The sequence below is a fragment of the Desulfovibrio oxyclinae DSM 11498 genome (assembly GCF_000375485.1).
GTDB lineage: Bacteria > Desulfobacterota > Desulfovibrionia > Desulfovibrionales > Desulfovibrionaceae > Pseudodesulfovibrio > Pseudodesulfovibrio oxyclinae.
The window spans coordinates 65,642-92,488 of record NZ_AQXE01000008.1; the positions used below are offsets into that span (position 1 = coordinate 65,642).

General features: G+C 57.2%; 25 protein-coding genes. 14 read left to right on the forward strand and 11 right to left on the reverse strand.

What is annotated here, in order from left to right; all coding sequences use genetic code 11:
• Window positions 1–15: 15 nt before the first annotated feature.
• The gene (locus B149_RS0109920; RefSeq protein ID WP_018125038.1) at window positions 16–381 is read right to left on the reverse strand and encodes a SpoIIAA family protein; all 366 of its coding nucleotides are present in this window, start codon (window positions 379–381) and stop codon (window positions 16–18) included.
• Between the two features lie 86 nt (window positions 382–467).
• Window positions 468–1,433: a D-2-hydroxyacid dehydrogenase gene (locus B149_RS0109925; protein ID WP_018125039.1), complete on the reverse strand. Its 966-nt coding sequence runs from the start codon at window positions 1,431–1,433 to the stop codon at window positions 468–470.
• A 94-nt stretch (window positions 1,434–1,527) separates the two neighbouring features.
• On the opposite strand from B149_RS0109925, the gene B149_RS0109930 reads away from it, so the two are divergent.
• The 3 genes from B149_RS0109930 to B149_RS0109940 all read left to right on the forward strand — a co-directional run bounded on the left by B149_RS0109930 (window position 1,528) and on the right by B149_RS0109940 (window position 5,520).
• Window positions 1,528–2,172, forward strand: a complete 645-nt coding sequence (locus B149_RS0109930) for a cysteine hydrolase family protein (RefSeq protein WP_018125040.1) — start codon at window positions 1,528–1,530, stop codon at window positions 2,170–2,172.
• Between the two features lie 355 nt (window positions 2,173–2,527).
• A complete protein-coding gene (gene asnB, locus B149_RS0109935; protein ID WP_026167556.1) occupies window positions 2,528–4,405 on the forward strand; it encodes an asparagine synthase (glutamine-hydrolyzing) in 1,878 nt (625 codons plus the stop codon).
• Complete coding sequence (locus tag B149_RS0109940; RefSeq protein WP_018125042.1) at window positions 4,405–5,520, forward strand: glycosyltransferase; 1,116 nt, start codon at window positions 4,405–4,407, stop codon at window positions 5,518–5,520. The genes asnB and B149_RS0109940 overlap by 1 nt, the downstream gene beginning before the upstream one ends.
• Window positions 5,521–5,817: 297 nt before the next feature.
• Here the strand turns inward: B149_RS0109940 and B149_RS0109945 are convergent, their stop codons facing one another.
• Both B149_RS0109945 and B149_RS0109950 read right to left on the reverse strand, forming a co-directional pair.
• Window positions 5,818–6,075 carry a hypothetical protein gene (locus tag B149_RS0109945; protein WP_018125043.1) on the reverse strand — a complete coding sequence of 86 codons (258 nt, stop codon included), beginning with the start codon at window positions 6,073–6,075 and terminating at the stop codon, window positions 5,818–5,820.
• Between the two features lie 13 nt (window positions 6,076–6,088).
• On the reverse strand, window positions 6,089–6,757 hold the full coding sequence (locus tag B149_RS0109950) for a YkgJ family cysteine cluster protein (protein ID WP_018125044.1): 669 nt from the start codon (window positions 6,755–6,757) through the stop codon (window positions 6,089–6,091).
• A 481-nt stretch (window positions 6,758–7,238) separates the two neighbouring features.
• Between B149_RS0109950 and dsrA the strand changes: the two genes are divergently transcribed.
• The 4 genes from dsrA (at window position 7,239) to B149_RS0109970 (ending at window position 11,512) form a co-directional block, all read left to right on the forward strand.
• The gene (dsrA, locus tag B149_RS0109955; RefSeq protein WP_018125045.1) at window positions 7,239–8,558 is read left to right on the forward strand and encodes a dissimilatory-type sulfite reductase subunit alpha; all 1,320 of its coding nucleotides are present in this window, start codon (window positions 7,239–7,241) and stop codon (window positions 8,556–8,558) included.
• 18 nt (window positions 8,559–8,576) lie between these two features.
• On the forward strand, window positions 8,577–9,722 hold the full coding sequence (gene dsrB, locus B149_RS0109960; RefSeq protein ID WP_018125046.1) for a dissimilatory-type sulfite reductase subunit beta: 1,146 nt from the start codon (window positions 8,577–8,579) through the stop codon (window positions 9,720–9,722).
• Between the two features lie 75 nt (window positions 9,723–9,797).
• Entirely contained in the window at window positions 9,798–10,046 is a 249-nt protein-coding gene (locus B149_RS0109965; protein ID WP_018125047.1) for a dissimilatory sulfite reductase D family protein, read from the forward strand.
• 74 nt (window positions 10,047–10,120) lie between these two features.
• A complete protein-coding gene (locus tag B149_RS0109970) occupies window positions 10,121–11,512 on the forward strand; it encodes a cobyrinic acid a,c-diamide synthase CobB (RefSeq protein WP_018125048.1) in 1,392 nt (463 codons plus the stop codon).
• Window positions 11,513–11,516: 4 nt separating this feature from the next.
• Here B149_RS0109970 and ilvN read toward each other — a convergent pair whose 3' ends face one another.
• Both ilvN and ilvB read right to left on the reverse strand, forming a co-directional pair.
• On the reverse strand, window positions 11,517–11,810 hold the full coding sequence (gene ilvN, locus B149_RS0109975) for an acetolactate synthase small subunit (RefSeq protein ID WP_018125049.1): 294 nt from the start codon (window positions 11,808–11,810) through the stop codon (window positions 11,517–11,519).
• Window positions 11,803–13,482, reverse strand: coding sequence for an acetolactate synthase large subunit (ilvB, locus tag B149_RS0109980; protein ID WP_018125050.1), 1,680 nt, complete (start codon window positions 13,480–13,482; stop codon window positions 11,803–11,805). Before ilvB ends, ilvN begins: the two co-directional genes overlap by 8 nt.
• Before the next feature lie 386 nt (window positions 13,483–13,868).
• On the opposite strand from ilvB, the gene B149_RS0109985 reads away from it, so the two are divergent.
• Window positions 13,869–14,363, forward strand: coding sequence for a peptidylprolyl isomerase (locus B149_RS0109985; RefSeq protein WP_018125051.1), 495 nt, complete (start codon window positions 13,869–13,871; stop codon window positions 14,361–14,363).
• 70 nt (window positions 14,364–14,433) lie between these two features.
• On the opposite strand, the gene B149_RS16930 is transcribed toward B149_RS0109985, so the two are convergent.
• The gene (locus tag B149_RS16930; protein ID WP_018125052.1) at window positions 14,434–15,156 is read right to left on the reverse strand and encodes a sulfite exporter TauE/SafE family protein; all 723 of its coding nucleotides are present in this window, start codon (window positions 15,154–15,156) and stop codon (window positions 14,434–14,436) included.
• Between the two features lie 124 nt (window positions 15,157–15,280).
• On the opposite strand from B149_RS16930, the gene B149_RS0109995 reads away from it, so the two are divergent.
• The 6 genes from B149_RS0109995 (at window position 15,281) to B149_RS0110025 (ending at window position 22,877) form a co-directional block, all read left to right on the forward strand.
• Window positions 15,281–15,463: a ferredoxin gene (locus tag B149_RS0109995; protein WP_018125053.1), complete on the forward strand. Its 183-nt coding sequence runs from the start codon at window positions 15,281–15,283 to the stop codon at window positions 15,461–15,463.
• 120 nt (window positions 15,464–15,583) lie between these two features.
• Entirely contained in the window at window positions 15,584–18,262 is a 2,679-nt protein-coding gene (locus B149_RS17950; protein WP_083909210.1) for a PAS domain S-box protein, read from the forward strand.
• A 715-nt stretch (window positions 18,263–18,977) separates the two neighbouring features.
• Window positions 18,978–20,180, forward strand: coding sequence for a quaternary amine ABC transporter ATP-binding protein (locus B149_RS0110010; protein ID WP_018125056.1), 1,203 nt, complete (start codon window positions 18,978–18,980; stop codon window positions 20,178–20,180).
• Window positions 20,167–21,003: an ABC transporter permease gene (locus B149_RS0110015; RefSeq protein WP_018125057.1), complete on the forward strand. Its 837-nt coding sequence runs from the start codon at window positions 20,167–20,169 to the stop codon at window positions 21,001–21,003. Before B149_RS0110010 ends, B149_RS0110015 begins: the two co-directional genes overlap by 14 nt.
• Window positions 21,004–21,037: 34 nt before the next feature.
• Entirely contained in the window at window positions 21,038–21,886 is an 849-nt protein-coding gene (locus tag B149_RS0110020; protein ID WP_018125058.1) for a glycine betaine ABC transporter substrate-binding protein, read from the forward strand.
• 103 nt (window positions 21,887–21,989) lie between these two features.
• The gene (locus B149_RS0110025) at window positions 21,990–22,877 is read left to right on the forward strand and encodes a glycine betaine ABC transporter substrate-binding protein (RefSeq protein WP_018125059.1); all 888 of its coding nucleotides are present in this window, start codon (window positions 21,990–21,992) and stop codon (window positions 22,875–22,877) included.
• A gap of 74 nt (window positions 22,878–22,951) precedes the next feature.
• Here B149_RS0110025 and cysC read toward each other — a convergent pair whose 3' ends face one another.
• From cysC to B149_RS0110045, 4 genes are all read right to left on the reverse strand, one after another.
• On the reverse strand, window positions 22,952–23,551 hold the full coding sequence (gene cysC / locus B149_RS0110030; RefSeq protein ID WP_018125060.1) for an adenylyl-sulfate kinase: 600 nt from the start codon (window positions 23,549–23,551) through the stop codon (window positions 22,952–22,954).
• Window positions 23,548–24,378 (reverse strand): 3'(2'),5'-bisphosphate nucleotidase CysQ, encoded by an 831-nt coding sequence (gene cysQ / locus B149_RS0110035; RefSeq protein ID WP_018125061.1) that lies wholly within the window; start codon window positions 24,376–24,378, stop codon window positions 23,548–23,550. Before cysQ ends, cysC begins: the two co-directional genes overlap by 4 nt.
• A gap of 131 nt (window positions 24,379–24,509) precedes the next feature.
• Window positions 24,510–25,931: an NADPH-dependent glutamate synthase gene (gene gltA, locus B149_RS0110040; protein WP_018125062.1), complete on the reverse strand. Its 1,422-nt coding sequence runs from the start codon at window positions 25,929–25,931 to the stop codon at window positions 24,510–24,512.
• Window positions 25,921–26,769, reverse strand: a complete 849-nt coding sequence (locus tag B149_RS0110045) for a sulfide/dihydroorotate dehydrogenase-like FAD/NAD-binding protein (RefSeq protein ID WP_018125063.1) — start codon at window positions 26,767–26,769, stop codon at window positions 25,921–25,923. The genes gltA and B149_RS0110045 overlap by 11 nt, the downstream gene beginning before the upstream one ends.
• Window positions 26,770–26,847: the final 78 nt, after the last annotated feature.

Consider the following 26,847-nt stretch of genomic DNA (forward strand, 5'->3'; position numbering starts at 1 on the left):
CATGCGTGAGGTGAATCAGTCTTCTTCGCCTTCGATCCAGCGCCATGCTTCGTCGATCTCGTGAAGGTCGAAATACCGTTCTTCCCACGGCGTGAGCAGGTTCTCCACGCTCGTGGCCGCCTTCCACCAGTCGCGGTTGCTGACCACGGCGAGGCGATCGATGTCGTTCCAGTGCCTGAGACAGAAGCTCACGTCCGCTGCGAACTCCTTGAAGCCGTAGCCGCGAATGTTCTTGATGACGAAAAGCATGTTGATGGTGCCGTGCTTTTCGATGGCTTTCTCAATGGTCGGAAGCACCTCGTTGAAGCGAGAAAGAGAGATGGTGCCGTCGCAGTCGAGGCCGATGGTCCGTTCGCCGGAGCGTTCCAATATGCGTATCATGCCTGCCCCCGTGTCATGGGTCGGACGTTTCGATTCAGTCCGATTGTATGACACGGGGCGGCACTGCGCGCAAGGCTTCGCCGTGCTCAGGAGACGCCGTTGACCACGTTGGTCGGGGCTCCATTTGCAAAGGCGCGGATGTTGTCGGCGGTCATCCTCATGAGCCGCTGTCTGGACTCCAGCGTGGCCCATGCCACGTGCGGGGTGATCAGGCAATTGGGTGCGCGCATCAGCGGGTTGTCCTTTGCGGGCGGCTCCTGCGCCAGCACGTCCAGCCCGGCTCCGGCGATGGTGCCCGCTTCAAGGGCCTTTGCGAGGTCGCCTTCATTGATAAGCGTTCCGCGCGCCGTGTTGATGATAAACGCGGAAGGCTTCATGCGGGCCAGCAGGGCGGCATTGACGAATTCCTTGTTCTCCTCGGTCTGCGGGCAGTGCAGGGAGATGGCGTCGGACTCGGCGAAGACCGTGCCGAGGTCCGCAAACTCCACGGTTCCCCACTGCGGCTGCGGCTTGGGGCGGGGGGCATGGGCAAGAATCCTCATGCCGAAGGCGTGGCCGAGGCGCGCGGCTTCCTGGCCGATGCCGCCAAAACCGATGATGCCGAGGGTCTTTCCGGCAAGCTCCGTCTGGCCGAAGGCGATGTTGCAGAAATCCGGCTGGCCTGACCAGTCGCCGTTTTTGGTGGAAGTGTCATAGTCGCCGGGGCGGGAGGCAAGCTCCAACAGCAGGGCCATGACGTGTTGCGCCACGGCCGGGGTGGAGTATCCCGGCACGTTGGAAACCGCAATGCCGCGAGCGGCCGCGGCCTTGACATCCACCACATCGTACCCGGTGGCGAGCACTGAGATGTATTTCAGCTCGGGCAACTCGTCGAGAATCTCGGCGGGCAGTTTGGTCTTGTTGGTCAGGATCACATCGGCCCCGGCTGCGCGCTGTGCGATCTCGTTGTGAGGGGTCCTGTCGTGCACTTCCAGCGTGCCAAGCGTTTCGATCTCGTCCCACGGGTTGTCCCCGGGATTCAGTGTATATCCATCCAATACGACTATTTTCATGGTGATGCTCCTTGTCTTTTGCCGGAGCCTAGCACCGGCGGGATGCGAACGCCAGACCATTGCGGTTCCCCTGCGCCGATGCTAATGAAGCGAAATGCTTTTAACGGATGAACATACAAGGCCGGATTTCGGATCCTGCGTGCTGGTGGTCGTGGACATGCAGAACGATTTCGTTCAGCCGGAGGGGACAGCCTCTTCCGAACAGGCTCTTGAAATCCTGCCGAGAACCGCAGATCTCGTGGGGTCGTTTCGGGAGGCCGAAAAGCCCGTGGCGCACGTGGTGCGGCTGTATCATCCGGACGGCGGCAACGCGGAACGTGGTCGCCGGACCTTCCTTCGCTCCGGCGGAGAGCTTGTTGTTCCGGGCACTTGGGGCGCGCAGGTTGCCGAAGGGCTTCTTCCCGAAGGGGCGAAAGTGGACCATGGGGAACTCATTTACGGTGAGCCGATCTCCCTCGGTGCCAACGAAAGCATTCTCTACAAGCCGTCGTGGAGCGCCTTCTTCAAGACCCAGCTCGAATGGCGCATCCTCGATACGCTGGCCGAGACCGTGCTCGTCACCGGCACATGGTTTCCCAACTGCATCCGCCAGACCATCTACGACGCCATCAGCCTCGACTACCGCGTGGTCGCCGTGCGCGACTGCATCGCGGGCATCACGGACAAGGACTGCGACGACCTGACCAAGGTCGGCTGCTCCGTGCTGACGGCGGACGAAGTGGCCGAAGCGATCAAGTAATCTTTCCCCATGACGGCCTGTGCAATCCTTCGTGATTGTTTTCCATGCCGTTTCTTTGTACCACCGGCACATGCGGCGGGCGCGCCCTGATGCACTCCGCGCAGATGTTTTGGGCGCTCTTGGACATCGGAATTTGCTAAACGGTAGCGATGACGATCCTCGTAGCCAGTACAAGTATGTAATATATAGGCAAATTTCTGGTGATGGGGGCTCGGGTTATATTTGAATCAAATGTATGAGCTGCTGGGTTTATTAGAACCCGGCGGTGGGTTGTAAAAACCGAATTATGAGCGCAAAGGGCGGGGAAGTGACGGTCGGTTGCGCTTCGAGTTGAATCCCTAGGACGTGACTATTCATGTGTGGCATAACTGGCTTCATTTCTTCAGGCTCAGGATCCGACAGCCATTGCATTGAGCGAATGGTGGAGAGTCTTTCTCACCGTGGTCCCGATCAGTTCGGCGTCTGGAATGATGGCGCGGCGGGGGTGGCTCTCGGGCATCGGCGTCTGTCAATTCTCGACCTTTCTCCACTGGGGCGCCAGCCCATGGTGTCTGCCTGCGGGCGTTATGTCATCGTTTACAACGGTGAGGTATACAATCACCTTACTTTGCGCAATGAATTGCATTCCTACCCATTTAAGTCGTCTTCCGACACGGAAACCATCCTTGCCGCGGTGTCTGCATGGGGGGTGGGTAAGGCTATCGAAAAATTCGTAGGAATGTTCGCATTCGGTTTATGGGATAAAAAAACGCGCAAATTGACTTTGGTGCGTGACCGCCTTGGAATCAAGCCGCTGTATTATGGTATTGCAGAAGATGGTGCCTGGGTATTCGGATCCGAATTGAAGGCGCTACACCGCTATCCTGCCTACTCGCCATCCATTGATCGCAATGCCCTAGCCCTATTTTTTAGACACAACTACATTCCTGCGCCTTACTCCATTTATGAAAAAACATGGAAGCTCGAACCCGGGCAGATGGTCGTACTCGGCGAAGAAGAGCCGGAAGTGACTAGGTGGTGGGATATTGATGCCGTTTGGCGTGAAGGTTTCGATAATCCTTGGCAAATGAGTGACCATGACGCCGTGAACGAACTTGAATCCCTTTTATCCGATGCTGTTGGCATCCGGATGCTTTCTGATGTTCCACTAGGAGCATTCCTATCCGGGGGGATTGATTCTTCTACTATAGTGGCACTGATGCAGAAGCAGGCCACCAGCCCGGTTAAAACATTTTCTATTGGATTTCATGAAGCGGCGTTTAACGAGGCAAAACATGCTAGAGCCGTGGCAGATCACCTTGGGACTGATCATACGGAACTGTATGTGACTTCTGGGGATCTGTTGGATGTCGTTCCTTCCATGCCTCAATGCTGGGATGAACCCTTTGCGGACCTGTCGCAGATTCCGACATACATCCTGAGTAAACTCACTCGCGAACAGGTTACAGTATCTCTTTCCGGAGACGGCGGGGATGAATTGTTTTCCGGATATGCAAGATACTTTTATGCCAGCAAATGGGACACTTTGACGAAGCTGCCCGTGGCTTTTCGTAGGATTATAATGGGGGCTTTGAAAGTTTCCCCGCCATCCCTTTTTAAATTACTTGGCAGCTTTGGGCCAAAGCTCCGTTGGCGGCTTGATCTTTTGGGGATGAGAGAGTTTTGTGAATTTTACCGTTACATCCTATCGCATTTTAAACATCCCGATGAATTCGTACTTGGTGCACAAGAGTGGCCAACGCCGTTGACTGACGGCAATCCTGTCATGTCTGATCGCTTTGCATACATGGCATTGAAGGATTTGCAGATGTATCTACCCGGCGACATCCTAACGAAAGTGGACCGTGCGAGCATGGCTGTTGGCCTTGAAGCGCGGGTGCCTCTTCTTGATCATAGAGTAGTAGAGTTTGCTGCCCGAACTCCTGTTTCTTCCAAAATTCGAGTTGGGGAAGGGAAATGGTTGCTTCGTCAGGTGCTTTACCGCCATGTGCCTCAGAAAATTGTAGATCGGCCCAAAATGGGTTTTGGTGTACCAATTGAGGGCTGGATGCGTAACGAGTTGCGTGAATGGTGCGAAGACATGCTTTCGCCAGAGGCTATCGCTCGGCAAGGCTTTATAGACCCGAAGATGGTTGAACGTATGTGGAACGAGTTTCTAGGTGGTGAGACTGACTGGAATTATTACCTTTGGGATATTCTCATGTTTCAGTCTTGGCTGGAGGAGTGGGCGTAATGAGAGTGTTGCTTTTGGCGCCCTCTCTTGCTGTTGGTGGAGCCGAAAGGCAACTAGTTTGCTTGGCAAATGGGTTGGTCAGTCGCGGACATATTGTTACGGTTGCGCTTTTTCAAAAACACGGTGATTTGCTAGGTCTTTTGAATGGTGCGGTATCGGTTCGTAATCTTGAGAAAAAGGGGCAGAAGGACATTTTCGGCTTTTTGTTTCGCCTCAGGCGAGTCATCAAAGAGCTTAATCCCGATGTCTGCTACTCTTTTTTAGGTGTGCCTAACTTGTGCCTCGTAGTCATGAAAGCCTTGCGCATATCGGTTCCGATAGTCTGGGGTATTCGGGCTTCTAACATGAATCTTAATCAATACGGCTGGCTTTCTCGGGGTTGTCACGTCTTGGAGAGACGTTTGTCCAGATTTGCCGACCGCATAATATTTAACTCCGAGGCGGGGAAAAAACATGCGCGTAAGCATGGGTTTTCGCTAGACTCCTCGCGAGTTGTGTATAATGGCATTGATACGGAGCTGTTTGCTTTTTCACCAGAAGCAGGGATCGCCCTTCGCCGAGAATGGGGGGTGGAGGATGGCCAGAGCCTTATAGGTATTGTTGCTCGATTGGATCCCATGAAAGGGCACGAGGTCTTTATTAAGGCGGCAAAAGAAGCTTTTAAGCGTAACTGTACCCTCCGGTTTGTCAGTGTCGGCGAAGGGGTTTTGAGTGATGACTTGATGAAAACCGTTCGTGCTTATGGCTTGAGTGAGTATTTCATATGGGCCGGCGGGCGGCGGGATATGAACGCGGTTTACAATGCTCTTGATGTGTGCTGCCTTCCATCTTTCGGTGAGGGTTTTCCAAATGTCCTCGGTGAAGCCATGTCTTGCGGGGTGCCCTGCATAGCAACAGATGTCGGGGATTCAGCTGTGGTGTTGGGTAAAACAGGCAAGGTCGTGCCGCCAGGGAGTATAACCGCTCTTGCAACAGCCATGATTGATACTGTTGAGAAAAAGAAAAGTGATACGGTCAACCTCACGCGTGGCAGAATTGTCGAATTTTTTTCGCTAGCAAAAATGGTGGAAAAGACAGAGGCAATATTAATGTCATTGTGCAATAAAAGCGAATGAATAAATACTGGCGCTAGTGAGTCAGAGGGAGTTGTTTTTAAAGAAGGTGTCCTCTGAACCTTTTTTAGCCTTTACTGTCATTGGTGGGCTAAAAACCTACTAGTACAATGGATTAAGAGATAGGATTTTTTGCAAGGAATACAGTTTTCGATAGCTGATCGAGATAGGGACAATTAAGTTTTTTGAAAGACTTGGCGTTGGTTGTTTTTCAAAAAAGGCTCTCGACTCCAACATTCTTGCTGCAATCGAGAGCCCGTGCGGAATCTCTTGTAAATAATCTGGATATGGCCCGGCCCCTTACTTCCCGCTAAGCAACAGTCTCGCCGTCTCCACGTCGTAGAGTGCCATGGGATTGCGGCCGGTGCCGCGCTGGCGGTACATCTCGGCGGCCTGCTCGATCACGCTCAGGGGTAGCCAGCCGTGGCGATCCCAGATCTCGGGCTGGCCGTCGTTGTAAAGGCGGAATTCGATTTCCTCGTCGCCATGGCGCACATACATCCGCACGCTCTTGTCCTGAAGGGAGGGGTGGTAGTAGTAGCCGCGTTCGTCCTTCATTTTTCGAATCTCCTTACTTGCCTCGGAAAACCAGTTTCATGCCCTGTGCGCCCTGTCGAACCCGAACGCCCATGTTGGCCAGCAATGCCTCGATGGACCGTCCGAGGAAGAAGTCCAGGCTTTCTTCGGGAAGCCCCCCTTTCTCGACTGCCAGGCGGCGTATCTCCTGATCGTATGTGATCTTTTCGACAAGCTCCCGGTAAGCGTCCACGTCATCGTTGCGGGCGGCCTTGGCCAGCTGGGTCAGGCCGTGCGGATCGCACTTCGCATCATGATCGGCGATGAGTTCGAACAGGGGGTGCCCTTCCGGCAGCAGGTCGGCGCGGGAGATGCGGTCCTGATCGTACATGGCGGTCAGCGGGGCGGGGTCGTGACAGTCGAGCACGCGGCATTCTGCCGGGCGCTGGTCATACATGGTGCAGGTGTGCCCTTCGGTCTCGTAAAATATGCAGGTCCAGGTGCTGTCCTTGCCGCGGACCTTGATGATTTCTTCGGGGAGCGGGGCCAGCACTTCCTGAACAGGGTCGTGTGCTATCTCGCCCCGGCGCAGGGTTACCAGATCCGTCAGGTCGAGGACGGCCTCGCGGATGAGCGCCATGTCTTCATGGTGCAGGGTCGGGCCGCCTTTGATGCAGCATGTGCCGCACATCTTGCAGCTCGTTGTTTCACCGGGGTTGGTCATCGAAATCTCCTTTGGACGTTTCCCGTCACCGGTATCTGGCCCGGCGCGAATCCGGGGTACTGATACTCTGAGACGGCGGTGAGCGCAAGGGTACGTAAGGTAGGAATTGAAAACGGATTTGAGTGCTTGCCGGGGAAATGATTTTGAGGTAACCAATTGTCAGTTTGAAAGTTGCACCCCTTTGGTTTGTGAAGCAAGGTGCAAAGGGTGCACAGACTGAGGCGAACAACTCCCTGAACGACCCCTTTCAATACCTATATTACAATAGGTTCGGGGGTTTTGGGGTTGACAAAAAACTGGAGGGTCCAGTAGGTTGGGCTCCCCCAGTATCCAGCGAATGGCGCCGCCTCCCATGGGCGCTTTCGTTGGCTTGCCATGTTGAGAAAGGCGTCCGGGGGTACTTTTCGAGTGGAGCTCAATCGTCCCGGACGAAAACAACGGTTGATGGCAACGTTTTAACCAAACTATGGAGGTTAAGGGAATGGCGAAACACAAAACTCCTCTGTTGGACCAGCTGGAAAGCGGCCCGTGGCCCAGCTTTGTGTCCGACATCAAGCAGGAGGCCGAGGCTCGCTCCAAGAACGAGAAGGGTCTCGACTATCAGATTCCTGTTGACTGCCCCGAGGACCTGCTCGGTGTTCTTGAACTGTCCTTCACCGATGGTGAAACCCACTGGAAGCACGGCGGCATCGTCGGCGTCTTCGGTTACGGCGGCGGCGTTATCGGCCGTTACTGTGACCAGCCGGAAATGTTCCCCGGCGTGGCGCACTTCCATACCGTTCGCGTGGCTCAGCCCGCCGGTAAGTTCTACACCACCAAGTTCCTGCGTGATCTCTGCGACCTGTGGGACCTCCGCGGTTCCGGTCTGACCAACATGCACGGCTCCACCGGTGACATCGTGCTTCTCGGTACTCAGACCCCGCAGCTCGAAGAAATCTTCTTTGAACTGACTCACAACCTGAACAACGACCTTGGCGGTTCCGGTTCCAACCTGCGTACCCCCGCCGCCTGCATGGGCATGTCCCGTTGCGAATACGCCTGCTACGACTCTCAGGAGCTTTGCTACAACCTGACCATGGAGTACCAGGACGAACTGCACCGCCCGGCATTCCCCTACAAGTTCAAGTTCAAGTTCGACGCTTGCCCGAACGGCTGCGTGGCCGCTATGGCCCGCTCCGACATGGCGTTCGTCGGCACCTGGAAGGGCGACATCCGCATCGACCAGGAAGCCGTTGCCGCCTACGTCGGTGGCGAATTCGCTCCGAACGCCGGTGCTCACGCCGGTCGTGACTGGGGCAAGTTCGACATCGAGAAAGAAGTTGTTGGCCTCTGCCCGTCCCAGTGCATCAGCTATGCAGACGGCAAGCTCGCCATCAACAACAAGGAATGCGTCCGCTGCATGCACTGCATCAACACCATGCCGCGCGCCCTGCGGATCGGCGAAGAAACCGGTACCTCCATCCTCTGTGGTGCGAAGGCCCCGATTCTCGACGGCCCGCAGATGGGCTCCCTGCTCGTCCCGTTCGTCGAAGTGAACAAGGACGACGACTACCAGGCCGTCAAGGACATCGTCGAAGGTGTCTGGGACTGGTGGATGGAAGAAGGCAAGAACCGCGAGCGTCTCGGTGAAACCATGAAGCGTCTCGGCTTTGCTGCTCTGGCTGAAGCCGCCGGCGTCCCGGTCGATGTCCGTATGGTTCAGGAACCCCGCCACAACCCCTACATCTTCTGGAAGGCTGAAGAAGTGGAAGGCGGATGGGACCGCGACATCAACGAATACCGCGAACGCCACCTGCGCTAAGCTTAGGAGGAAACAGATATGGCTTTCATTTCTTCCGGATACAATCCTGAAAAACCGATGGAAAACCGCATCACGGACATCGGGCCCCAGCACTTCACCGAGTTCCTGCAGCCGGTTATCAAAAAGAACTTCGGTAAGTGGCTCTACCACGAAATCATCGAGCCGGGCGTGCTGCTGCACGTTGCCGAGTCCGGTGACGAAGTGTACACCGTCCGTGCCGGTACCGCTCGCCTGATGTCTGTGACCATGATTCGCGAAATCTGCGACGTGGCCGACAAGTTCTGCGACGGTTACCTCCGCTTCACCACTCGTAACAACGTCGAGTTCATGGTGGAGACCAAGGAAGAGGCGCTGAACCTGAAGAAGTACCTGAACGAACAGAAGTTCGAGCAGGGCTCCTACAAGCTGCCTGTCGGCGGCACCGGCGCCGGTGTCTCCAACATCGTTCACACTCAGGGCTGGGTGCACTGCCACACCCCGGCAACTGACGCTTCCGGTACCGTCAAGGCTACCATGGACGCCGTGTTCGATCACTTCACCGACATGAAGCTGCCTGCTCCGGTCCGCATCGCCATGGCTTGCTGCCTGAACATGTGCGGCGCAGTTCACTGCTCCGACATCGCTATCCTCGGCGTGCACCGCAAGCCGCCGATGATCGACCACCAGTACCTGGACAACCTTTGCGAAATCCCGCTGGCCGTGGCTTCCTGCCCCACCGGCGCGATCCGCCCCTCCAAGGTGGAAATCGAAGGTACTCAGTACAAGACCGTGGCGATCAAGGAAGAACGCTGCATGTTCTGTGGTAACTGCTACACCATGTGCCCGTCCCTGCCGCTGTCCGACAGCCAGGGTGACGGTGTCGCCATCATGGTCGGCGGTAAGATCTCCAACCGTATCACCAAGCCGGCTTTCTCCAAGGTCGTGGTGCCGTTCCTCCCGAACAACACCCCGCGTTGGCCTGAAATGACCGAAGTGATCGAGAAGATCCTCACCGCTTACTCCGAAGGCGCCAACAAGTACGAGCGCCTCGGCGACTGGGCCAACCGTATCGGTTGGGAACGCTTCTTCGAAGTCTGCGACCTGGAGTTCTCCGAACACCTGATCGACGACTTCCGCGATCCCGCCTACTACACCTGGCGCCAGACCACTCAGTTCAAGTGGTAGGAAGCCTTTAGGCAATCAAGGGGTGCGGGATTTCCCCGCACCCCATTTTCTCTCAAACGAGAAGGAGCGAGCGATATGCCTCTCGATTTTGACGCTGCTAAGGAAGAAATCCTTCAGTTCTGCGAATCCAAGTCCAAAAGCAAGTCGAAGTTCTACTTCAATGACTTCACCAAGCTTTTCCCGGACGCCAAGAGCCGCGAGGTCAAGAAGGTCCTCACCGCTCTGGTGAACGAAGAGAAGATGGTCTTCTGGTCCTCCGGCAGCACCACCATGTACGGTCTTGCCGGTGCCGGCAAGCAGTCCGCCGCCGAGGGCGAAGGCTAGTCTTTCTCTTACGACGGTAAGCAAGCCTTGCCCATCCCTTGGGCAAGGCTTTTCTCATTCGGGGTCAAATCAGCGTGTCCATATCCCGCTTCGTCATCACCGGGCTTTCCGGCGGGTCCGGCAAGACCATCGTTTCTCTTGGTCTCTGTCGCGAATTCAGCCGCAGGTCCATCGACGTCAGACCGTTCAAAAAAGGCCCTGATTACATAGACGCGCGCTGGCTTGGCATTGCCGCCGGACAGACCTGCTCGAATCTCGACCCTCACTTCCTCCCCATGGAGCGCATTCGCTCCCAGTTCGCCCACTATTCGGATGGTGGTGAGTTGGCCGTTATAGAGGGCAATCGCGGCCTGTTCGACGGTAAAGACGAGCATGGAAGTTGCTCCACGGCCGAACTCGCCAGACAACTCGACGCTCCTGTGTTCATGGTGCTCGACGCCACCAAGATGACCCGCACCGCTGCCGCCGTCGTGGCCGGGTGCGCCACATTTGAAAAGAATCTGAATCTGGCGGGTGTCATCCTCAACAGGACAGCCGGAGAGCGGCACCGCTCCATTCTGGAAAAAAGTATCCGGACGCATACGGATATCCCTGTCCTCGGGATGCTCCCGAAAATTCGGAACAACCCGATCCCCGAACGCCATATGGGCCTCGTTTCCGACTCGGAGTACGATGCGGAAGGCTACAAGGGGCGTGAACGCGCACTTGACGCCGTTGCCGACCTCATTCGCGATAACGTGGATATCGACGCCATCCGCAGTATCGCCGATCAATCGCCCGACCTTCCCGCCGCTGCCCCTTTGTGGCCTGAAACGACTCCTGAGAAAACGGTTCGCATCGGATACGTCTATGATGATGCTTTCTGGTTCTACTACAGGGAGAATCTGGAAGCGCTTGAACGTGCCGGGGCAGACCTGATTCGCCTGTCATTGCTTTCGGATGAGCCGTGGCCGGAACTGGACGGGCTGTACGTAGGCGGCGGTTTTCCCGAGACGTTTGCTTCCGCCCTGGCCGATAAGACCGTGACCCGCGAGCACGTGCGAGCCTTGTCCGAGGCCGGAGTTCCGATTTACGCCGAATGCGGCGGTTTCATGTATCTCTGCGACGCGCTGGAATTCGAAGGGGCGACGTATCCCATGGCCGGCGTTTTTCCGGTGACGACTTCCTTTTGTCCCAGACCGCAGGGGCTCGGATATACCTGCTCCGAGGTTGTTGCACAGACCCCGTTCTTCAATGTCGGTGACGAACTGCTCGGGCACGAGTTTCATTATTCCCACTGCGTCGGCGAGGCCGAATCGTCCGACTTCGCCCTGCGCATGAAGCGAGGCGGCGGCATGATTCAGGGCATGGACGGGCTGGTGCGCGGCAACACCTTTGCCGCCTATAACCACATCCACGCGCTGGCGGTTCCCGACTGGGCGACACGCTTTGTCGCCGCAGCCGAGACCTGCCGGAGCGGACGCTAGCCCGCTACGCCGCCGAGTATTCCTGTACCATTCGCTCGAAGGATGAGCCCGCTGCTTCTTTGACCTGCACCTCGTGCACGTCGCGAAGCTTTTCCGCCTGCTTCACCATTTGATCCAGCCGTTGGTCAGCGTTGACAAGGAGTTGAATCCGGCTGGTTTCACCACCGCCAAGCGGCAGGACAAGGATGGCTTCCACATTGAAAGCCCGTCGTGCGAACAGGCCACAGACGTGGGACATGACGCCGGGGTGGTTGTTGACGTTCAGTTCCAGAACCACCCGGTTTTCGAGACTAATCATTTGCGGCTCCTTCAATCATGGTGGTGTTTGCGGCACCCGGGGGCACCATCGGGTAGACGTTTTCCGCCGCATTGACGGGAATACGAATCAGCGCCGGCCCATTGCTTCCGAGAATATCGCGTAAATCGGAAGCAGGGTCTTCTGAATTGGCAAGGTCTGCCGATGCGATGCCGAATCCCTTTGCGATGGTGGTGAAGTCCAGTGCGTTGCCATAACTGGATGCAAACTTCCTGTTTTCATAAAATAGCTCCTGCTGTTGTTGCACAAGGCCGAGCGCCCGGTTGTCCGCAAGCACTATCTTGATGTTCAGGTTGTGCTCCGCGGCGGTGGCCAGTTCCTGAATGTTCATGAGCAGGCTACCGTCACCGGTGAAACAGATGACGCTGCGATCAGGATGCGCCAGTGCCGCTCCGATGGCAGCCGGAAGGCCGAAGCCCATGGTTCCGAGTCCGCCGGATGTCAGGAATTGTCGCGCGCGGGTGACTGGGTACGCCTGTGCCGCGCGCATCTGGTGCTGACCCACGTCAGTGGTGACGATGGCATCGGGGCCAACGTATTCCGCGGCGTGTCGGACCAATCCGTATGGAGACAGGGGAGATGCGGTTTTAGGCAACAGGGCGGGAAAATCACGTTTGAGAGTCGCGATACGATCCACCCATTCCCCACGCTGTTTATCCTGAACGTTTGCGAGTAGATGCTCCAGCGCGGTCTTGACATCACAGACGATGCCAACACAGTCGGTTTTGAGTTTGCCAAGTTCGCTCGGGTCGATGTCGATGTGAATGATGTCCGCATCCGGACAGAATTCTTCAAGTCTACCGGTGGCCCGGTCGTCGAAGCGGACTCCTGCCGCGATGAGCAGGTCGCACTCCTGAAGCGCAAGGTTGGTGTGCTTGGCCGCGTGCATGCCCAGCATCCCGAGGGAGAGTGGGTGACTGTGGGGCATGGCGCCGAGTCCCATGAGGGTCATGACCGAAGGCAGGGTATTCTTTTCCGCAAGGCGAGTTGCTGTTTCGGAAGCACCGGACTGCGTCACGCCGCCGCCGAGATACAGGATGGGCTTGCGCGAACGGGAGATCATTTCCGCAGCCCGGTTCAGTTGATCAATATCCGGATCGGGCGAGGTCTCAGGCGTGCCGGGGGCGGGCAGCATGTCGAAGGTGACGCTCTGGCATTGGATGTCCTTGGGGATATCCACGAGCACCGGACCGGGACGCCCGGACGCGGCGATGCGGAAGGCTTCAGGAATGACATGAAGCAACTCGCGGGCCGAGCGGACCAGATAGTTGTGTTTGGTCACCGGGATGCTCATCCCGTAGATGTCCATCTCCTGAAAGGCATCGGTGCCGACAAGGCCGAGGGGCACCTGTCCCGTGATGCAGACGATGGGCACGGAGTCGAGCTTTGCATCGGCTATGGCGGTCAGCAGGTTGGTCGCGCCCGGACCGGACGTGGCCATGCACACTGCGGGCTTGCCGGTTGAGCGGGCCATGCCCTGAGCCATGAAGGCCGCTCCCTGCTCGTGGCGGGCGAGAACGTGCCGGATGCGGGAGCTGCGGCCCAGCGCGTCGTAGATGGGAAGGTTCGTTCCGCCGGGTATCCCGGCGACGGTGGTAATCTCCTGTCGTTCCAGAAGGCGGATGAGCAGTTCTGCTCCGGTCATGGACGGCATGGCAACCTCCTCGGTTTGCCTCCTTCGGTGACCGGCGGCTGCGCATGTTTACCAGGAAAAACATCGCCCCCGCCGGTTTGCACCGGCGGGGGCGTTTCGCTTCGTAGTAGCGTGGACCCCGTTACGGCGCGACCGCATCTACTACGCGTACTACTACTACCAGAGCGCCGGAGGCGGACTGGAAGCGGTTGTCGGTATGGATGCTGTCGCGTTTCATCTTCGGGAATCCTTTTACTTTTTCCGAAAGTAGCATATGCATGAACGCGAAATGCTGTCAAGACGCCTGAAGAAAAAAGATGGCTTTGAGGCAATACTGAGATTGCCAGACCTAACGGGCTTTGATAAGCCGAAGCCCGATTACACGCGCAAACAAGGAGAATGCGATCATGATAAAGTTCGAAACCAGCATGGGCGACTTCGCTCTCGAACTCTACCCGGAAGAGGCGCCCAAGACCGTCGAGAACTTTCTCGGCTACGTCCGGGACGGATTTTATGACGGAACCATCTTTCACCGCGTCATCGACGGTTTCATGGTGCAGGGCGGCGGGTTTACCCCCGAGATGTCCCAGAAGCCGACCAACGACCCGGTGGAAAACGAAGCCGACAACGGCCTGAAGAATGAGAAATACACTGTGGCCATGGCCCGTACCATGGAGCCGCATTCCGCAACCTCTCAGTTCTTCGTGAACGTCTCCGACAACAGCTTCCTCGATTTCCGCGCCAAAAATCCTCAGGGCTGGGGATACTGCGTTTTCGCCAAGGTCGTGGAAGGCACGGACGTCATCGACCAAATCCGTACCGTGGAGACCGGCACCTTCGGCTTCCACGAGAACGTCCCCGTGGAGCAGGTCGTCATCAAGAAGGCCTACGAAGTGGAATAGCGCCGACACCACACGTCAGCACAGGGCCGGGGGGAAACCTCCGGCCCTTTTTTTGTTTCGGAAGATGGGGCTAAATTGCCTTGAAGGTAATCATGAGCCCAAGCCCGAAGGCGAGGATCATGGCGGCGCGCCGGAAGATGTCTTCGGAAAGCTTGCCGTAGCACTTGATGCCGAGAAGCATGCCCAGCGCAAGGGCGGGGACCAGTCGCAGGAAAAGGTCGATGACGTCAGGCGTGATCATTCCGAAGAAGTAGTGCGAGCCGGAGATGCCGATGCCAGCCATCAGAAAGTAGCCGGCCAGAGTGGCCTTGATTTCGTCCTTGGGCCATGGCTGAGAGGTTACGTAGACGATGATGGGCGGGCCGTTCGCGCCGATGCTGCCGCCGAGGAATCCCGCAGTCAGGCCCGTGACCGCGGCCCAGGGTTTGCCCAGCTCTCTCCGGGCGGGACGAAAAAGGAGCTGGTGGCCCATGAAGACGACGATGAGCAGGCCGAGCAGCAGCGTAAGCGACTCGGGCGAGACGTATTTGAGCGCCCATGCCCCGAGCGGTAGCCCGGGCAGGGTGGCGATCAGAAGCACCGTCAGCCGTCCGGGCGAGATGCTGCGGCGCACGGAGTAGCACACCGTCGAGTTCAGGCAGAGCGCCAACAGGCTGATCACCGGAATGACCGTCTTGATGTCCAGCATCAGCGAAAGAAGCGGCAGTGAGATCATGATCGACCCGAAGCCGGTCAAGCCCTGAACGAATCCACCGAGCATCACCACGGAAAAAATGAGCGCGTATTCAATCATCGTTTGAATGGCCTATCAGAGGGGGGAGTGGGGGGCAACAGATACAATGGTCTTTTACCTTGCACATGAAACCTATCTTCTTTTATAAGGGTGGTAATCGTGAAAAAACGTAAGGAGGAAGTACATGGCCATTGTCATTGATGCAGAAGAATGTGTGGGCTGCGAAACCTGCGTGGAGCTTTGCCCCGATGTTTTCGAGATGGACGATGATGGCGAAAAGGCCATTGTCATCAAACCCGATTCCGATGCCGAGTGCGTCGATGAATGCATTGATACCTGCCCTTCCGAGGCGATATCCAGAGAGTAGCACTTCTGAAAGGGGGCGAATCTTCGCCCCCTTCTTCTTTTGAATATTCATTTATAATATGGGCATGTCGGGCCTGTGGCTAGAGTGGGGGCAGTATCTGGAAATCAATCGGAGACCGACATGGCTGGTAGGAACGGAGCAACTGTCAAGACAGACCCGAGAGGGACGTGGATTCGCGTGGCGATCCCCACCCTCATGTCGCTCCTGCTTTTCTTTGTAGCCATATTTTTCGTCGAACTGCCCAACTTCCGCGAAGGGCTTGTGGAGCAGAAAAAGAGCGGCATACGCAATGTCGTTCAGCTTGGCATCGATATCGTCCACCGGCAGTACAAGCTGGAAACAGCCGGAATCATTTCCCGCGAAGAAGCGCAGAAGCGTGCGCTAGCGCTGCTTGCCACCATGCGCTATGGCCCGGAAGGCAAAGCCTACTACTGGGTCAACGATATGGATGGCGTCATGGTCATGCATCCCTACCGGCGCGACCTTGAAAACAAGAACGTCATTGATCTCGAAGACATAACCGGCAAGCAGCTGATCCGTGAGATAGTGGACTCAGTGGCCGAGGAAGGTGGCAGCTTCGTGTCCTACTACTGGCAGTGGCAGGATGAGCCGGGCCGCATCGAACAAAAGCTCTCCTATGTGCAGGGGTTTAAGCCATGGGGCTGGGTAGTGGGGTCCGGCCTGTATCTTGATGACGTCGAGCAGGAGATGAGGCTTTATCTGCGCAAGCAGCTCTGGACCTTGCTGGGCATCACTCTGATCATCCTGCTGTTGGGTGGCCTGTCGATATGGCAGGGCGTTCGCGCTGATCGGGATATGGCCCGGACCGCGGGAATGTTCCGTGCCATCTTCAACCAGACCTACCAGTTCATAGGTCTGCTGCGCGTGGACGGCAGGCTCCTGCGTGCCAACCAGAGCGCCCTCGGATTCCTCGGCATTATGCCCCGTGAAGTCGTCGGAAAGCCGTTCTGGGAAACCGCGTGGTGGAATCATTCTCCCGACCAGATGCAGCAGTGCCGGGAAGCCATCTCCCGCGCCGCACTGGGCGAAATTGTTCGCGGTGAAGCCCGCCACAAGAATTTCCTCGGTGAATTGCGTGTCATCGACTACTCCCTGAAGCCTGTGCGGGATGAAGGGGGACACATCATCTATCTGCTGGCGGAAGGCCGCGACGTAACCGACTGGAAAACCGCCGAACTGGCCCTGCGGGCCAGCGAGCGTTACAGCAGGATGCTGTTTGAGCAGGCTGCGGTTGGGCTCGGCGTGGTTGACGGGGACGGCCGTTTTACAGATGTGAACCAGACCTTTGCAGATATTCTACGCGGTCGGCCCGAGCATATTTCCGGTACCCTGATCTCCGACTGGCTTCCCGGCGGCACCCGCGAGCGGGATCAGCTCATGCAGGCGGACTCCATGGATCCGGTGGAGAAGTGGATGCTTCGGCAGGACGGCAATGTCGTGCCGGTCCGAATCGCCTCCATACGTTTCGAGGCAGCCGATCAGGAGCGATTCATGTTCTCGGTGGAGGATATTACGGATCTGAAGCAGGCGGAAGAGGAGCTTCGCCTGAGTGAAGAGAAGTACCGTGACCTCGTGCAGGATGCCCAGAGTGTCATCCTTCGCTGGCGCACCGACGGCACCATTCTTTTTGCCAACGAGTTCGCACAGAAGCTGTTCGGCTATTCCGATGAAGAGCTTGTGGGCCATGAAATGCAGAACACCATCATGCCCGAGGCCGACATGGAAGAAAGCATGGCCGAGCTGACAAAGACCATCGCCATGACGCCGGACAACTATCACTCAACCGAGATGTGGAACATAAGAAAGGATGGTCAGAAGCTGTGGATGGCCTGGACCAGCAAGCCGCTTTTCGACAGCAACGGCAACCTGACGGAGATACTTTCCGTCGGGCTCGACAGTACGGAGCGTCGCAAGGCTCAGGACGAACTGCGTGCGCTCAATGAGGAACTCGAACTGCGCGTGGAAGCTCGCACCAACGAACTGAAGGAATCTCTGGAATCCCTCAAGAAGGCGCAGGAACAACTCGTGGAGTCGGAAAAAATGGCCTCACTGGGTGGCCTGGTCGCCGGGGTGGCCCACGAAATCAACACGCCCATTGGCGTTGGGGTGACAACCATTTCCTACCTTCAGCAAAAGGCCGATGAAATGGACCGGGTCTACAAGGACGGCAAGCTCAAACGCTCGGACTTCGAAAAGTTCATCAAGCTTTCCATGGAATCATCATCCGCCGTACTGCTGAACCTGAGTCGTGCTTCCGAACTGATACAGAGCTTCAAGCAGGTTGCAGTGGATCAGACCTCAGAAGAGCGTCGCACATTCAAGATCAAGCAGTACATTGATGAAGTGCTGTTGAGCCTGCGTTCCAAGTACAAGCGTACAAAGCATGAAATATCCGTAAGCGGCCCAGAAGTGGAACTGGACAGCTATCCCGGGGCGGTGATGCAGGTGTTGACCAACCTTCTCATGAATTCCCTGAGCCACGGCTTCGATGGTGTCGAGGCCGGTCATATCACGATCAAGACGGAGTTGCAGGGCGAACGGGTGGTTATCGAATATGCCGACGACGGAAACGGTATGGACGAGGAGACGCGAGCCAGAATTTTTGAACCTTTCTACACCACGAAGCGTGGGCGCGGCGGAACCGGCCTCGGAATGCACATGGTCTACAACCTTGTGACCCAGCGGCTGCAAGGCACCATCAGCTGCCAGAGCAGCCCCGGCAACGGTGCCACGTTCCGTGTGACCATCCCTCTTGGCCCCAAGGGTGGCAAGGTCTGAGCCTGTCCGGCACAGCCCTGTATGACCAAAAAAGGGCACCTGCGCACCATTGACTCGGGGGGCGGAGTGCGTTCGTTTTCTGTCGAAAACATGAGTTTGAACGAGCTTGGCGTGGGACGCGAAACCGGCAAATTATTGCACACAAGCATGGGCGAGGGTTGGATGGTCAGGATTCATAAGGATATGATCGGTTGAGCTTTTCGTGTGCTAATCGCTTGAGAGTTGGTTTATTTGCTTCTAGTTGTGTCTATGAAGGAGAAATCTTGAAATCTGACTGCATTTGACATGGGGTGGGTGATTGTGTATTACAATATAGCTCCCGGCGGGGTCTGCACGATAAATCGTGTGGAAATGGTGCTTCTGCACCGCTCTCGCAATTTCGCCGGAGATGCAATTGAAAAAATGCGGGCCGTTACAACGGTGCAACATAGGTGATTGTCGTATTGCAGTGCAAAACGATGTGTTTTGCATTGTTGTTTTTTGTATGTCGTCCGTATTGCTACTTATCATTATTTATGAACTCTTTGAGCGATCCAGACTCTCCCGGCAGGGTGGACGACGTCCCTCCCGCCCGCATCCCCCACACTCATCGCGACCTTCGTGGTCGGTCCCGTCGGCTTTTGCCGGGGATGGTTCATGACTGCCAAACCAAGTATTGTCAGGCGCGGTTCCTTTCGTAGTTAGGGCCGCTTTCATTAATATATCAGGAGCACTTATGGCCAAAATCGAAGTTGAACATTTATACAAGATCTTCGGCCCCAATCCGTCGAAGGTCATTCCCATGCTTGAAAAGGGGATGTCCAAAGACGAGATCATGGAGAAGACAAAACACGGCGTCGGCATCAATGACGCATCCTTCACCGTGGAAGAGGGCGAGATCGTTGTCGTCATGGGTCTTTCCGGTTCCGGTAAATCCACACTGGTCCGCTGCATTAACCGCCTCATCGAGCCCACTTCGGGCACCGTGCGCATCGATGGACAGGACGTAACGAGCCTGGACAGCGAGGAACTGCGCAAGATGCGGCTGACCAAACTGGGCATGGTCTTTCAGAATTTTGCGCTCTACCCGCACCGTACCGTGCTGCAGAATGCCGAGTACGGGCTGGAAATTCAGGGCGTTGACGCATCCGTCAGACGCGAAAAGGCCGCAAACGCACTGAGCGTCGTCGGTCTTGGCGGCTGGGAAGATTCCCTGCCTTCTCAGCTCTCCGGCGGAATGCAGCAGCGTGTGGGCCTTGCCCGCGCCCTTGCTCTGGATCCGGACATCCTGCTCATGGACGAAGCGTTTTCCGCGCTCGACCCGCTCATCCGCAGCGATATGCAGGATGAGCTGATCAACCTGCAGGATGACATGCAAAAGACCATCCTCTTCATCTCCCACGACCTCGACGAAGCCCTGAAGCTGGGCGATCGCATCGTGCTGATGAAAGACGGCCGCATCGTACAGACCGGCACTCCCGAAGACATTCTCACCAGCCCCGCCGACGATTACGTCGAACGCTTCGTGGAGAATGCCGACATCACGCAGGTCCTGACTGCGGAATCCGTTATGAAGCGCTGCGAAGCTGTGGCCTACCTCAAGTCCGACGGGCCGCGCTCCGCTCTGCGCAAGATGCGCAAGCACGCCATCTCCAGCCTGTTCGTTATTGACAGCGAACACCGCGTGGCGGGCGTTCTCTCCGTCGAGGACTGCCGCACCCTGGTCGAGAAAGGCAGCCGCGATCTCTCCAGCGCCATGACCAAGGACCCGAAAACGGTCACGCTGGACACTCCGGCGAGCGAACTCATCCAGATCATTTACGACCTTCCGTATCCGCTGGCGGTCGTCAACGAAAACGGCAGGCTCAAGGGCGTGATCGTGCGCGGAACCCTGCTGGGTGCACTTGCGGAAAGGGGGAACTCTGATGACAATTCCTAGACTGCCTTTAGGCGACTGGATTGAAGCCACTATCGACTTTCTGGTCGAGAACCTCTCGTTCCTGACCAAGGCTTTCTCCGAAATCACGGAAAACGGTCTGGACTGGATTGAAGCCGGTCTCAAGGCCATTCCCGAATGGCTGTTCATTCCGCTGTTCGCGCTCATGGCCTGGCGCCTGACCAAGAACCGCGGTGTGGGCTTCTTCTGCCTCTTCGGTTTCCTGCTCATCTGGAGCATGGACCTCTGGAATGCCACGATCAGTACGCTGGCGCTGGTGCTTGTTTCCACCTTGGTATCCATCGCCATCGGGGTGCCAGTGGGTATTTTCGCGGCCATGAGCCGCCCGGTCTACAGACTCGTAATGCCCATTCTCGACGTCATGCAGACCATGCCCGCGTTCGTCTACCTCATCCCGGCGATTCCGTTCTTCGGTCTCGGCAAGGTGGCGGCAATCTTCTCCACCGTCGTATTCGCCATGCCGCCGTCCATCCGCCTGACCTGTCTGGGCATCAAGCAGGTGCCCGGCGAACTGGTGGAATGCGCCGAAGCCTTCGGTTCCACGCGCTGGCAGCGTCTTTTCAAACTTGAGCTTCCCATGGCTACCCCGACCATCATGGCGGGTGTGAACCAGACCGTCATGCTGGCCCTGTCAATGGTCGTCATCGCGGCCATGATTGGTGCGCGCGGTCTTGGTGGCGAAGTATGGAAAGCAATTCAGCGCATGCAGATGGGCGACGGCTTCGAAGCCGGTATCGGCATCGTTATCGTAGCCATCGCGCTTGACCGTATCCTTCAGAAACTCGGTTCGCGCTCTAAGGCGTAAACCTTTTAACAATTATCCAAACGGAGCTTAACCAATGAAAAAAGTCATCGTTTCCGTCATGGCCATGGTCCTGTGCCTGGCTATGGCACTCCCGGCATTCGCCTCCAAGGGCGAGGTCGAACTGGCCTACGTCGAGTGGTCTTCCGAAGTCGCCTCCACCAACGTCGTGAAGGCCGTGCTTCAGGAGCGCATGGGTTACGAATGCGAAATCATCCCGGTTTCCGTCGGCCCGATGTACGCAGCCGTCGCTGCCGGCGACGTGGACGGCATGGTCTCCTCCTGGCAGCCCATCCAGTCCGACAATCTGAAGCGCACCGAAAAGGATCTGGTCAACCTCGGTCCGAACATGGTCGGCGTGCAGTCCGGCTTTGTCGTTCCGTCCTACGTGACCATCGACTCCATTGAAGAACTCAACGCCAACGCCGACAAGTTCGACGGCGAAATCATCGGCATCGACCCCGGTGCAGGCGTCATGCAGCAGGCTGACAACGCCATTGAGCAGTACGGTCTGGATGAGATGGAACTCATCGACTCCACCGGCGCCATGATGACTGCCGCCCTCAAGGACGGCATCCGCCGCAACGACTGGGTCGTGGTCACCGGCTGGACCCCGCACTGGAAGTGGGGCACTTGGGACCTCAAGTACCTCAAGGACCCCAAGAACGTGTTCGGTGATCCCGAAGACGGCACCATCCTGACCCTCGTCCGCAAGGGCCTGGACAGCGACATGCCCGAAGTGCACGCGTTCCTGGACAACTTCCAGTGGACTCCGGACGAAATGGCTGAAGTCATGGTCTGGATCCGTGAAGGCATGGAACCGTACGATGCTGCCAAGAAGTACATCGAAAAGCACAAGGAACAGGTTGACGGCTGGCTGAAGTAAGCCGTCATCTGTGAGAATAATGATGCCGCCTCTCAAGGGGGCGGCATCTTTTCAGGTCCCGGCAGTGAGCCCAAAAGGAGGGCGCACACCCTTTCCGCCGGGGATGTTCAATTTCAATCAGGAGGTTCTTTTGCGGACCAGATTTGCTCTTCTCATCATGGCCTTGTCCATAGTTCTCTTCAGCTTCCCGGCACTTGCCAACGCAGACAAGGGGCCGGTGAAAATCGCGTATGTCGAATGGGACTGCGCAGCCGCATCCACTAACGTGGTCAAGGCGGCACTGGAAGAGGAGATGGGGTATGACGTGGAACTGTACCCGGTTGCCGCCGCAGCTATGTGGCAGGCAGTCGGAACCGGCGACGTTGACGCCATGGTCACCGCATGGCTGCCGGTCACGCATGCCGATTACTTCAATAAGGTAAAAGACAGCGTGGAAAAACTCGGTCCGATCGCCGGCGGCGCACGCCTCGGCTGGGCGGTTCCGTCCTATGTGACCGAAGTTGATTCCATCGACCAGCTCAACGAAAACGCCGACATGTTCGGCGGAAAGATCTACGGCATCGACCCCGGTGCGGGCCTGATGCGCCTTTCCGACAAGGCCATGAAGGAATACGACCTGGACAAGATGGAGCTGATGGAAGGCTCCGGCGCGACCATGGTCGGTATGCTCGCCAACGCCTACAAGAAGAAGGAACCCATCGTCATCACCACCTGGTCTCCGCACTGGATGTTTGGCAAGTGGGACCTCAAGTACCTCAAGGATCCCAAGGGCGTCATGGGCGGCGAAGAGCAGATCTACACGATCGTTCGCAATGACCTGAAGGACGACATGCCGGAAGTGTATGAGTTCTTCAAGAACTTCAAGTGGAAGTCCTCCAGCCAGCTCCAGATGGTTATGGCCTGGAACCAGGAGGAAGGGGCCGACCGTTATGAAAACGCTCTGCGTTTCATCAAGGAAAACCCCGAACAGGTCCAGAGCTGGGTCAAGTAAGACCGGCCGATCTGTCTTCTCGCAATAAAAAAAGCCCCGCCGAAACGGCGGGGCTTTTTTTATTTGTTTGAAAACTACTTTCCGTTGGCAGTGCACTCTCGCACGTAGTCCAAAACCTGCTGGACCGAATCGTCGATGCTGGTGCGGTCACTGTGGATGACAATGTCCGCGTTCTTCGGCTCTTCATAGGGAGCCGAGATGCCGGTGTAGTTCTTGATTTTCCCTTCGCGGGCCAGTTTGTAGTAGCCCTTCACGTCCCGTTCTTCGCAGACCTCAACGGGGCAGGAAATATATACCTCGTGGAAGTCCCCCTCACCGACGATATCGCGGACGCGGTCACGGTCGGATTTGAGGGGCGTAATAAACGCGCACATGCAGATGATGCCGTTTTCCACGAACAGCTTAGAGACCTCGGCGATGCGACGGATGTTCTCCGCGCGGGCTTCGCGGGAAAAGCTGAGATCGCCGCACAGCCCGTGACGAACATTGTCGCCGTCAAACACATAGGCTTTGCGACCTTCATCGAATAGAGCCTTCTCGACTTTATGGGCGATGGTGGACTTGCCGGAACCGGAAAGGCCGGTAAACCAGAACACCGCACCGCGATGCCCGTTCTGCTGTTCCCGGTCCGGCCGGCAGACCTCGCCTCTATGGGGAGTGATATGTTTTTTCACGCTAATTCAACCTTTTCGCGGGCAGAAGCCGTGAGGATATCCTTGATCTCGGAAGGGCAGTTGCCCAAAACCATGAACAGCGGGTTGAGGATGTCTTCCTTGTTGTAGGCGAGTGGCTCGCCGTCAAGGCGCACGACGCTTCCGCCGGCCTGTTCAACAACGCAGTGTGCGGCAGCCGTGTCCCATTCACTCGTGGGACCAAGACGCGGATATACGTCGGCTCCGGAATCCGCGATGGCGCAGAGCTTGATGGAGCTGCCCATGGCCAGCAGTTCATGCTCAGGCAGTTCGTCAAGAAAGGCCTGCATGGAGGTCGAAGGATGGGAGCGACTGCCGACAATGCGCAGCCCTGAAAGCGACTCGAATCTCCCGGCCTCGATCGGTTCGGCCTCACCGCCTTTTTGCGAGCGCCATGCCCCCAGTTCGTCAGCGGCGAACCACAGGGTGTCCGGCACCGGAGCGAAGACCACGCCTGCAACAGGGCGGCCGTCTTCGATCAGCGCGATGTTTACGGTGAACTCGCCATTTCGTTTGACGAACTCCTTTGTGCCATCAAGCGGATCGATGAGGAAAAACCGTTCCCAGTCACGGCGCTGTTCATAGTCGATGCCCTTGGACTCCTCGGAAAGAACCGGGATGTCGGGAAAATGCTCCGCCAAAGCGTTGATGATGCACTGATGGGATGCCAGGTCGGCTTCGGTGAGCGGCGACTGGTCCTGTTTGGTCATCACCTCGAAATCACGGGCGTATATCTCCATGATGGCTGCCCCGGCGTCCCGTGCGATGCGGTTCAGGGCATAGAGGCTGTCTTTGTCCATACGGTCCATGCGGACTCCTTTCGGTGAGCTTTCTTGCCGGGCTTTTAGCGTTTTCACGGCATTCAGGCAAGAACGACGCAATATGAAACGGGGCGGTCCTGAGACCGCCCCGTGAGTGGAATGGGTTGTTATCCGCGCATCTAAAGAAGTCGCTTGGCGATTTCCTGAGCGGCACGTCTGCCAGCGCCCATGGCGGAAATAACCGTGGCCGCACCGGTGACGATGTCGCCGCCTGCAAAGACGTTCTCCATGGAAGTCTCACCGGTTTCTGGGTCGGCTGCGATGTAGCCCCACTTGTTGAGCTCCAGATCGGGAGTGGCCTCCAGCAGGATCGGGTTGGGACGGGTGCCGACCGCAACCACTGCCATGTCGCAGGGAATCTCCTCGGTTTCGCCTTCGATGCACACGGGGCTGCGGCGGCCGGAATCGTCCGGTTCGCCAAGGCACATCTTCTGGACGGTCATGGTTTCCAGCCGCCCGGATTCGCCGGGGTTGAAGGCGAGCGGTCCGCAAAGCGCGCGAATTTCGATGCCTTCCTCAATGGCATGATGCAGCTCTTCGAGGCGTGCCGGCATCTCGTCCTGCGTGCGGCGGTACACGATGGAGACGCGCTCGGCACCCATGCGTTTGGCGGTGCGTGCGGCATCCATGGCCACGTTGCCGCCGCCGATGACCACCACGTCGTTCGCCTTGAAAGTCGGGGTGTCGTAATTGGGGAAGTCGTATGCACGGCCGAGGTTGACGCGTGTGAGATATTCGTTGGCGGAAAACACGCCCACGAGGTTGTCGCCCGGAATATTCAGGAAGCGGGGCAGACCGGCGCCGACGCCAATGAATATCGCGTCGTATCCTTCGTCCTGCAGATCCTGAATGGTTATGGTCTTTCCGCCGACCCAGTTGGTGCGGATTTCGACACCGAGGTCCTTGAGGGCGTTGACCTCGCGACCCACGATGCTCTTGGGCAGGCGGAACTCGGGAATGCCGTAGATCAGCACGCCGCCGGGTTCGTGAAGCCCTTCGAAAAGAGTGACCTTGATGCCCTTGGAAGCGAGGTAGCCCGCCACGGTGAGCGAGGCCGGGCCTGCGCCGATGCAGGCGACTTGAAGGTCCTCGCGCACGAGGGCGCACTCATGGGTGCCGGTGATTTCTTCGCAGGCGTCCGAGGCCATGAAGGCGTCGGCGATGTAACGCTCCAGACGACCGATGGCCACCGGTTCGTTCTTTTTGCCGAGGATGCACATGCCTTCGCACTGGCTCTCCTGCGGGCAGACGCGACCGCACACGGCGGGCAGCGAGTTGGTCTTGCGGATCACTTCGTAGGCACCGGAGACGTCTTTGTCGACGAGTTTGGCGATGAAGGATTTGATGTCGATTTCGACAGGACATCCCTTTTGGCAAAGCGGTTTTTTGCACTGAAGACACCGCTCGGCCTCTTCGACGGCCTGATCCAGTGTGAAGCCCAGAGTCACCTCGGAGAAGTTTCGGACCCGTTCGTCCGCGGGCTGCTCGGGCATGGGAATGCGGGGCCCGATGTCTGCGGGCTTGCGGGGTTTATTTTCCATGGCAGGTACACTCCTTCTTGAATTTGCCCATGGATTCGTCTTCCTGCTCCTTGAACTGCCAGAGCCGGGCTTTGAGTTCGGAGAAATCCACTTTGTGTCCGTCGAATTCCGGGCCGTCCACGCAGGCGAACTTGGTCTTGCCGCCGACGCTGCAGCGACAGGCGCCGCACATGCCGATGCCGTCAACCATGATGGAGTTGAGGCTGACGGTGGTCTTGACGCCGAAAGGCTCCGTGACCTTGGCCACGGCTTCCATCATGGGAACGGGGCCGATGGCGACCACTTCGGTCACGTTGCTGTCTCGCTCAAGGCGGTCCTTGAGCACTTCGGTGACAAAGCCCTTATGGCCCACGCTGCCGTCATCGGTGGCGACCATGACTTCAGGACAGAACCCGTTGAGTTCGCAGCGAAAGAGCAGTAGGTTCTCGGTTCTTGCGCCGATGAGGGCGACCACGTGGTTTCCGGCTTCCCAGTGTCCTTTAGCGATGTGATGCATGGCCGCAATGCCGGTGCCGCCGCCGACACAGATGACCGTGCCCTGCTTTTCAATGTGCGTGGCCTTGCCCAGCGGGCCGCAGACGTCGAGAATGTCGTCCCCTTCCTGCAGCATGTTGAGCTGTGCGGTGGACTTGCCGACCACGAGAAATACGATGGTTATGGTTCCTGCTTCGCGGTCCTTGTCCGCAATGGTCAGGGGGATGCGTTCGCCGTTTTCGTCAATGCGGATGATGACGAAATTGCCCGGCATCGCCTTTTTGGCGATCTGGGGCGCGTCTATGACGAAAAGCGACGTCTGACCGGGGATGAGTTCTTCCTTCTTGAGAATCTTGAATCCCATGAATACCCGCCTTTATGTGTGGATTTATCGTTTCGCCGACCTGGAGCCGACGAGAGTGGTGCACGGTACAACCTCGGT

Excerpts from the sequence above, each read along its gene's own strand:
- B149_RS0109965 (WP_018125047.1), top strand. The coding sequence starts at position 9,798 with ATGCCTCTCGATTTTGACGCTGCTAAGGAAGAAATCCTTCAGTTCTGC.
- B149_RS0109930 (WP_018125040.1), top strand. The coding sequence starts at position 1,528 with ATGCTTTTAACGGATGAACATACAAGGCCGGATTTCGGATCCTGCGTG.
- B149_RS0109950 (WP_018125044.1), bottom strand. The coding sequence starts at position 6,757 with ATGACCAACCCCGGTGAAACAACGAGCTGCAAGATGTGCGGCACATGC.
- B149_RS0109945 (WP_018125043.1), bottom strand. The coding sequence starts at position 6,075 with ATGAAGGACGAACGCGGCTACTACTACCACCCCTCCCTTCAGGACAAG.
- asnB (WP_026167556.1), top strand. The coding sequence starts at position 2,528 with ATGTGTGGCATAACTGGCTTCATTTCTTCAGGCTCAGGATCCGACAGC.
- B149_RS0110015 (WP_018125057.1), top strand. The coding sequence starts at position 20,167 with ATGACAATTCCTAGACTGCCTTTAGGCGACTGGATTGAAGCCACTATC.
- gltA (WP_018125062.1), bottom strand. The coding sequence starts at position 25,931 with ATGGAAAATAAACCCCGCAAGCCCGCAGACATCGGGCCCCGCATTCCC.
- B149_RS0109995 (WP_018125053.1), top strand. The coding sequence starts at position 15,281 with ATGGCCATTGTCATTGATGCAGAAGAATGTGTGGGCTGCGAAACCTGC.
- B149_RS0109925 (WP_018125039.1), bottom strand. The coding sequence starts at position 1,433 with ATGAAAATAGTCGTATTGGATGGATATACACTGAATCCCGGGGACAAC.
- B149_RS16930 (WP_018125052.1), bottom strand. The coding sequence starts at position 15,156 with ATGATTGAATACGCGCTCATTTTTTCCGTGGTGATGCTCGGTGGATTC.
- cysQ (WP_018125061.1), bottom strand. The coding sequence starts at position 24,378 with ATGGACCGTATGGACAAAGACAGCCTCTATGCCCTGAACCGCATCGCA.
- B149_RS0110020 (WP_018125058.1), top strand. The coding sequence starts at position 21,038 with ATGAAAAAAGTCATCGTTTCCGTCATGGCCATGGTCCTGTGCCTGGCT.
- B149_RS0109920 (WP_018125038.1), bottom strand. The coding sequence starts at position 381 with ATGATACGCATATTGGAACGCTCCGGCGAACGGACCATCGGCCTCGAC.
- dsrB (WP_018125046.1), top strand. The coding sequence starts at position 8,577 with ATGGCTTTCATTTCTTCCGGATACAATCCTGAAAAACCGATGGAAAAC.
- B149_RS0109940 (WP_018125042.1), top strand. The coding sequence starts at position 4,405 with ATGAGAGTGTTGCTTTTGGCGCCCTCTCTTGCTGTTGGTGGAGCCGAA.
- B149_RS17950 (WP_083909210.1), top strand. The coding sequence starts at position 15,584 with ATGGCTGGTAGGAACGGAGCAACTGTCAAGACAGACCCGAGAGGGACG.
- B149_RS0110010 (WP_018125056.1), top strand. The coding sequence starts at position 18,978 with ATGGCCAAAATCGAAGTTGAACATTTATACAAGATCTTCGGCCCCAAT.
- ilvB (WP_018125050.1), bottom strand. The coding sequence starts at position 13,482 with ATGCCGTCCATGACCGGAGCAGAACTGCTCATCCGCCTTCTGGAACGA.
- dsrA (WP_018125045.1), top strand. The coding sequence starts at position 7,239 with ATGGCGAAACACAAAACTCCTCTGTTGGACCAGCTGGAAAGCGGCCCG.
- B149_RS0109985 (WP_018125051.1), top strand. The coding sequence starts at position 13,869 with ATGATAAAGTTCGAAACCAGCATGGGCGACTTCGCTCTCGAACTCTAC.
- ilvN (WP_018125049.1), bottom strand. The coding sequence starts at position 11,810 with ATGATTAGTCTCGAAAACCGGGTGGTTCTGGAACTGAACGTCAACAAC.
- B149_RS0110045 (WP_018125063.1), bottom strand. The coding sequence starts at position 26,769 with ATGGGATTCAAGATTCTCAAGAAGGAAGAACTCATCCCCGGTCAGACG.
- B149_RS0110025 (WP_018125059.1), top strand. The coding sequence starts at position 21,990 with ATGTTCAATTTCAATCAGGAGGTTCTTTTGCGGACCAGATTTGCTCTT.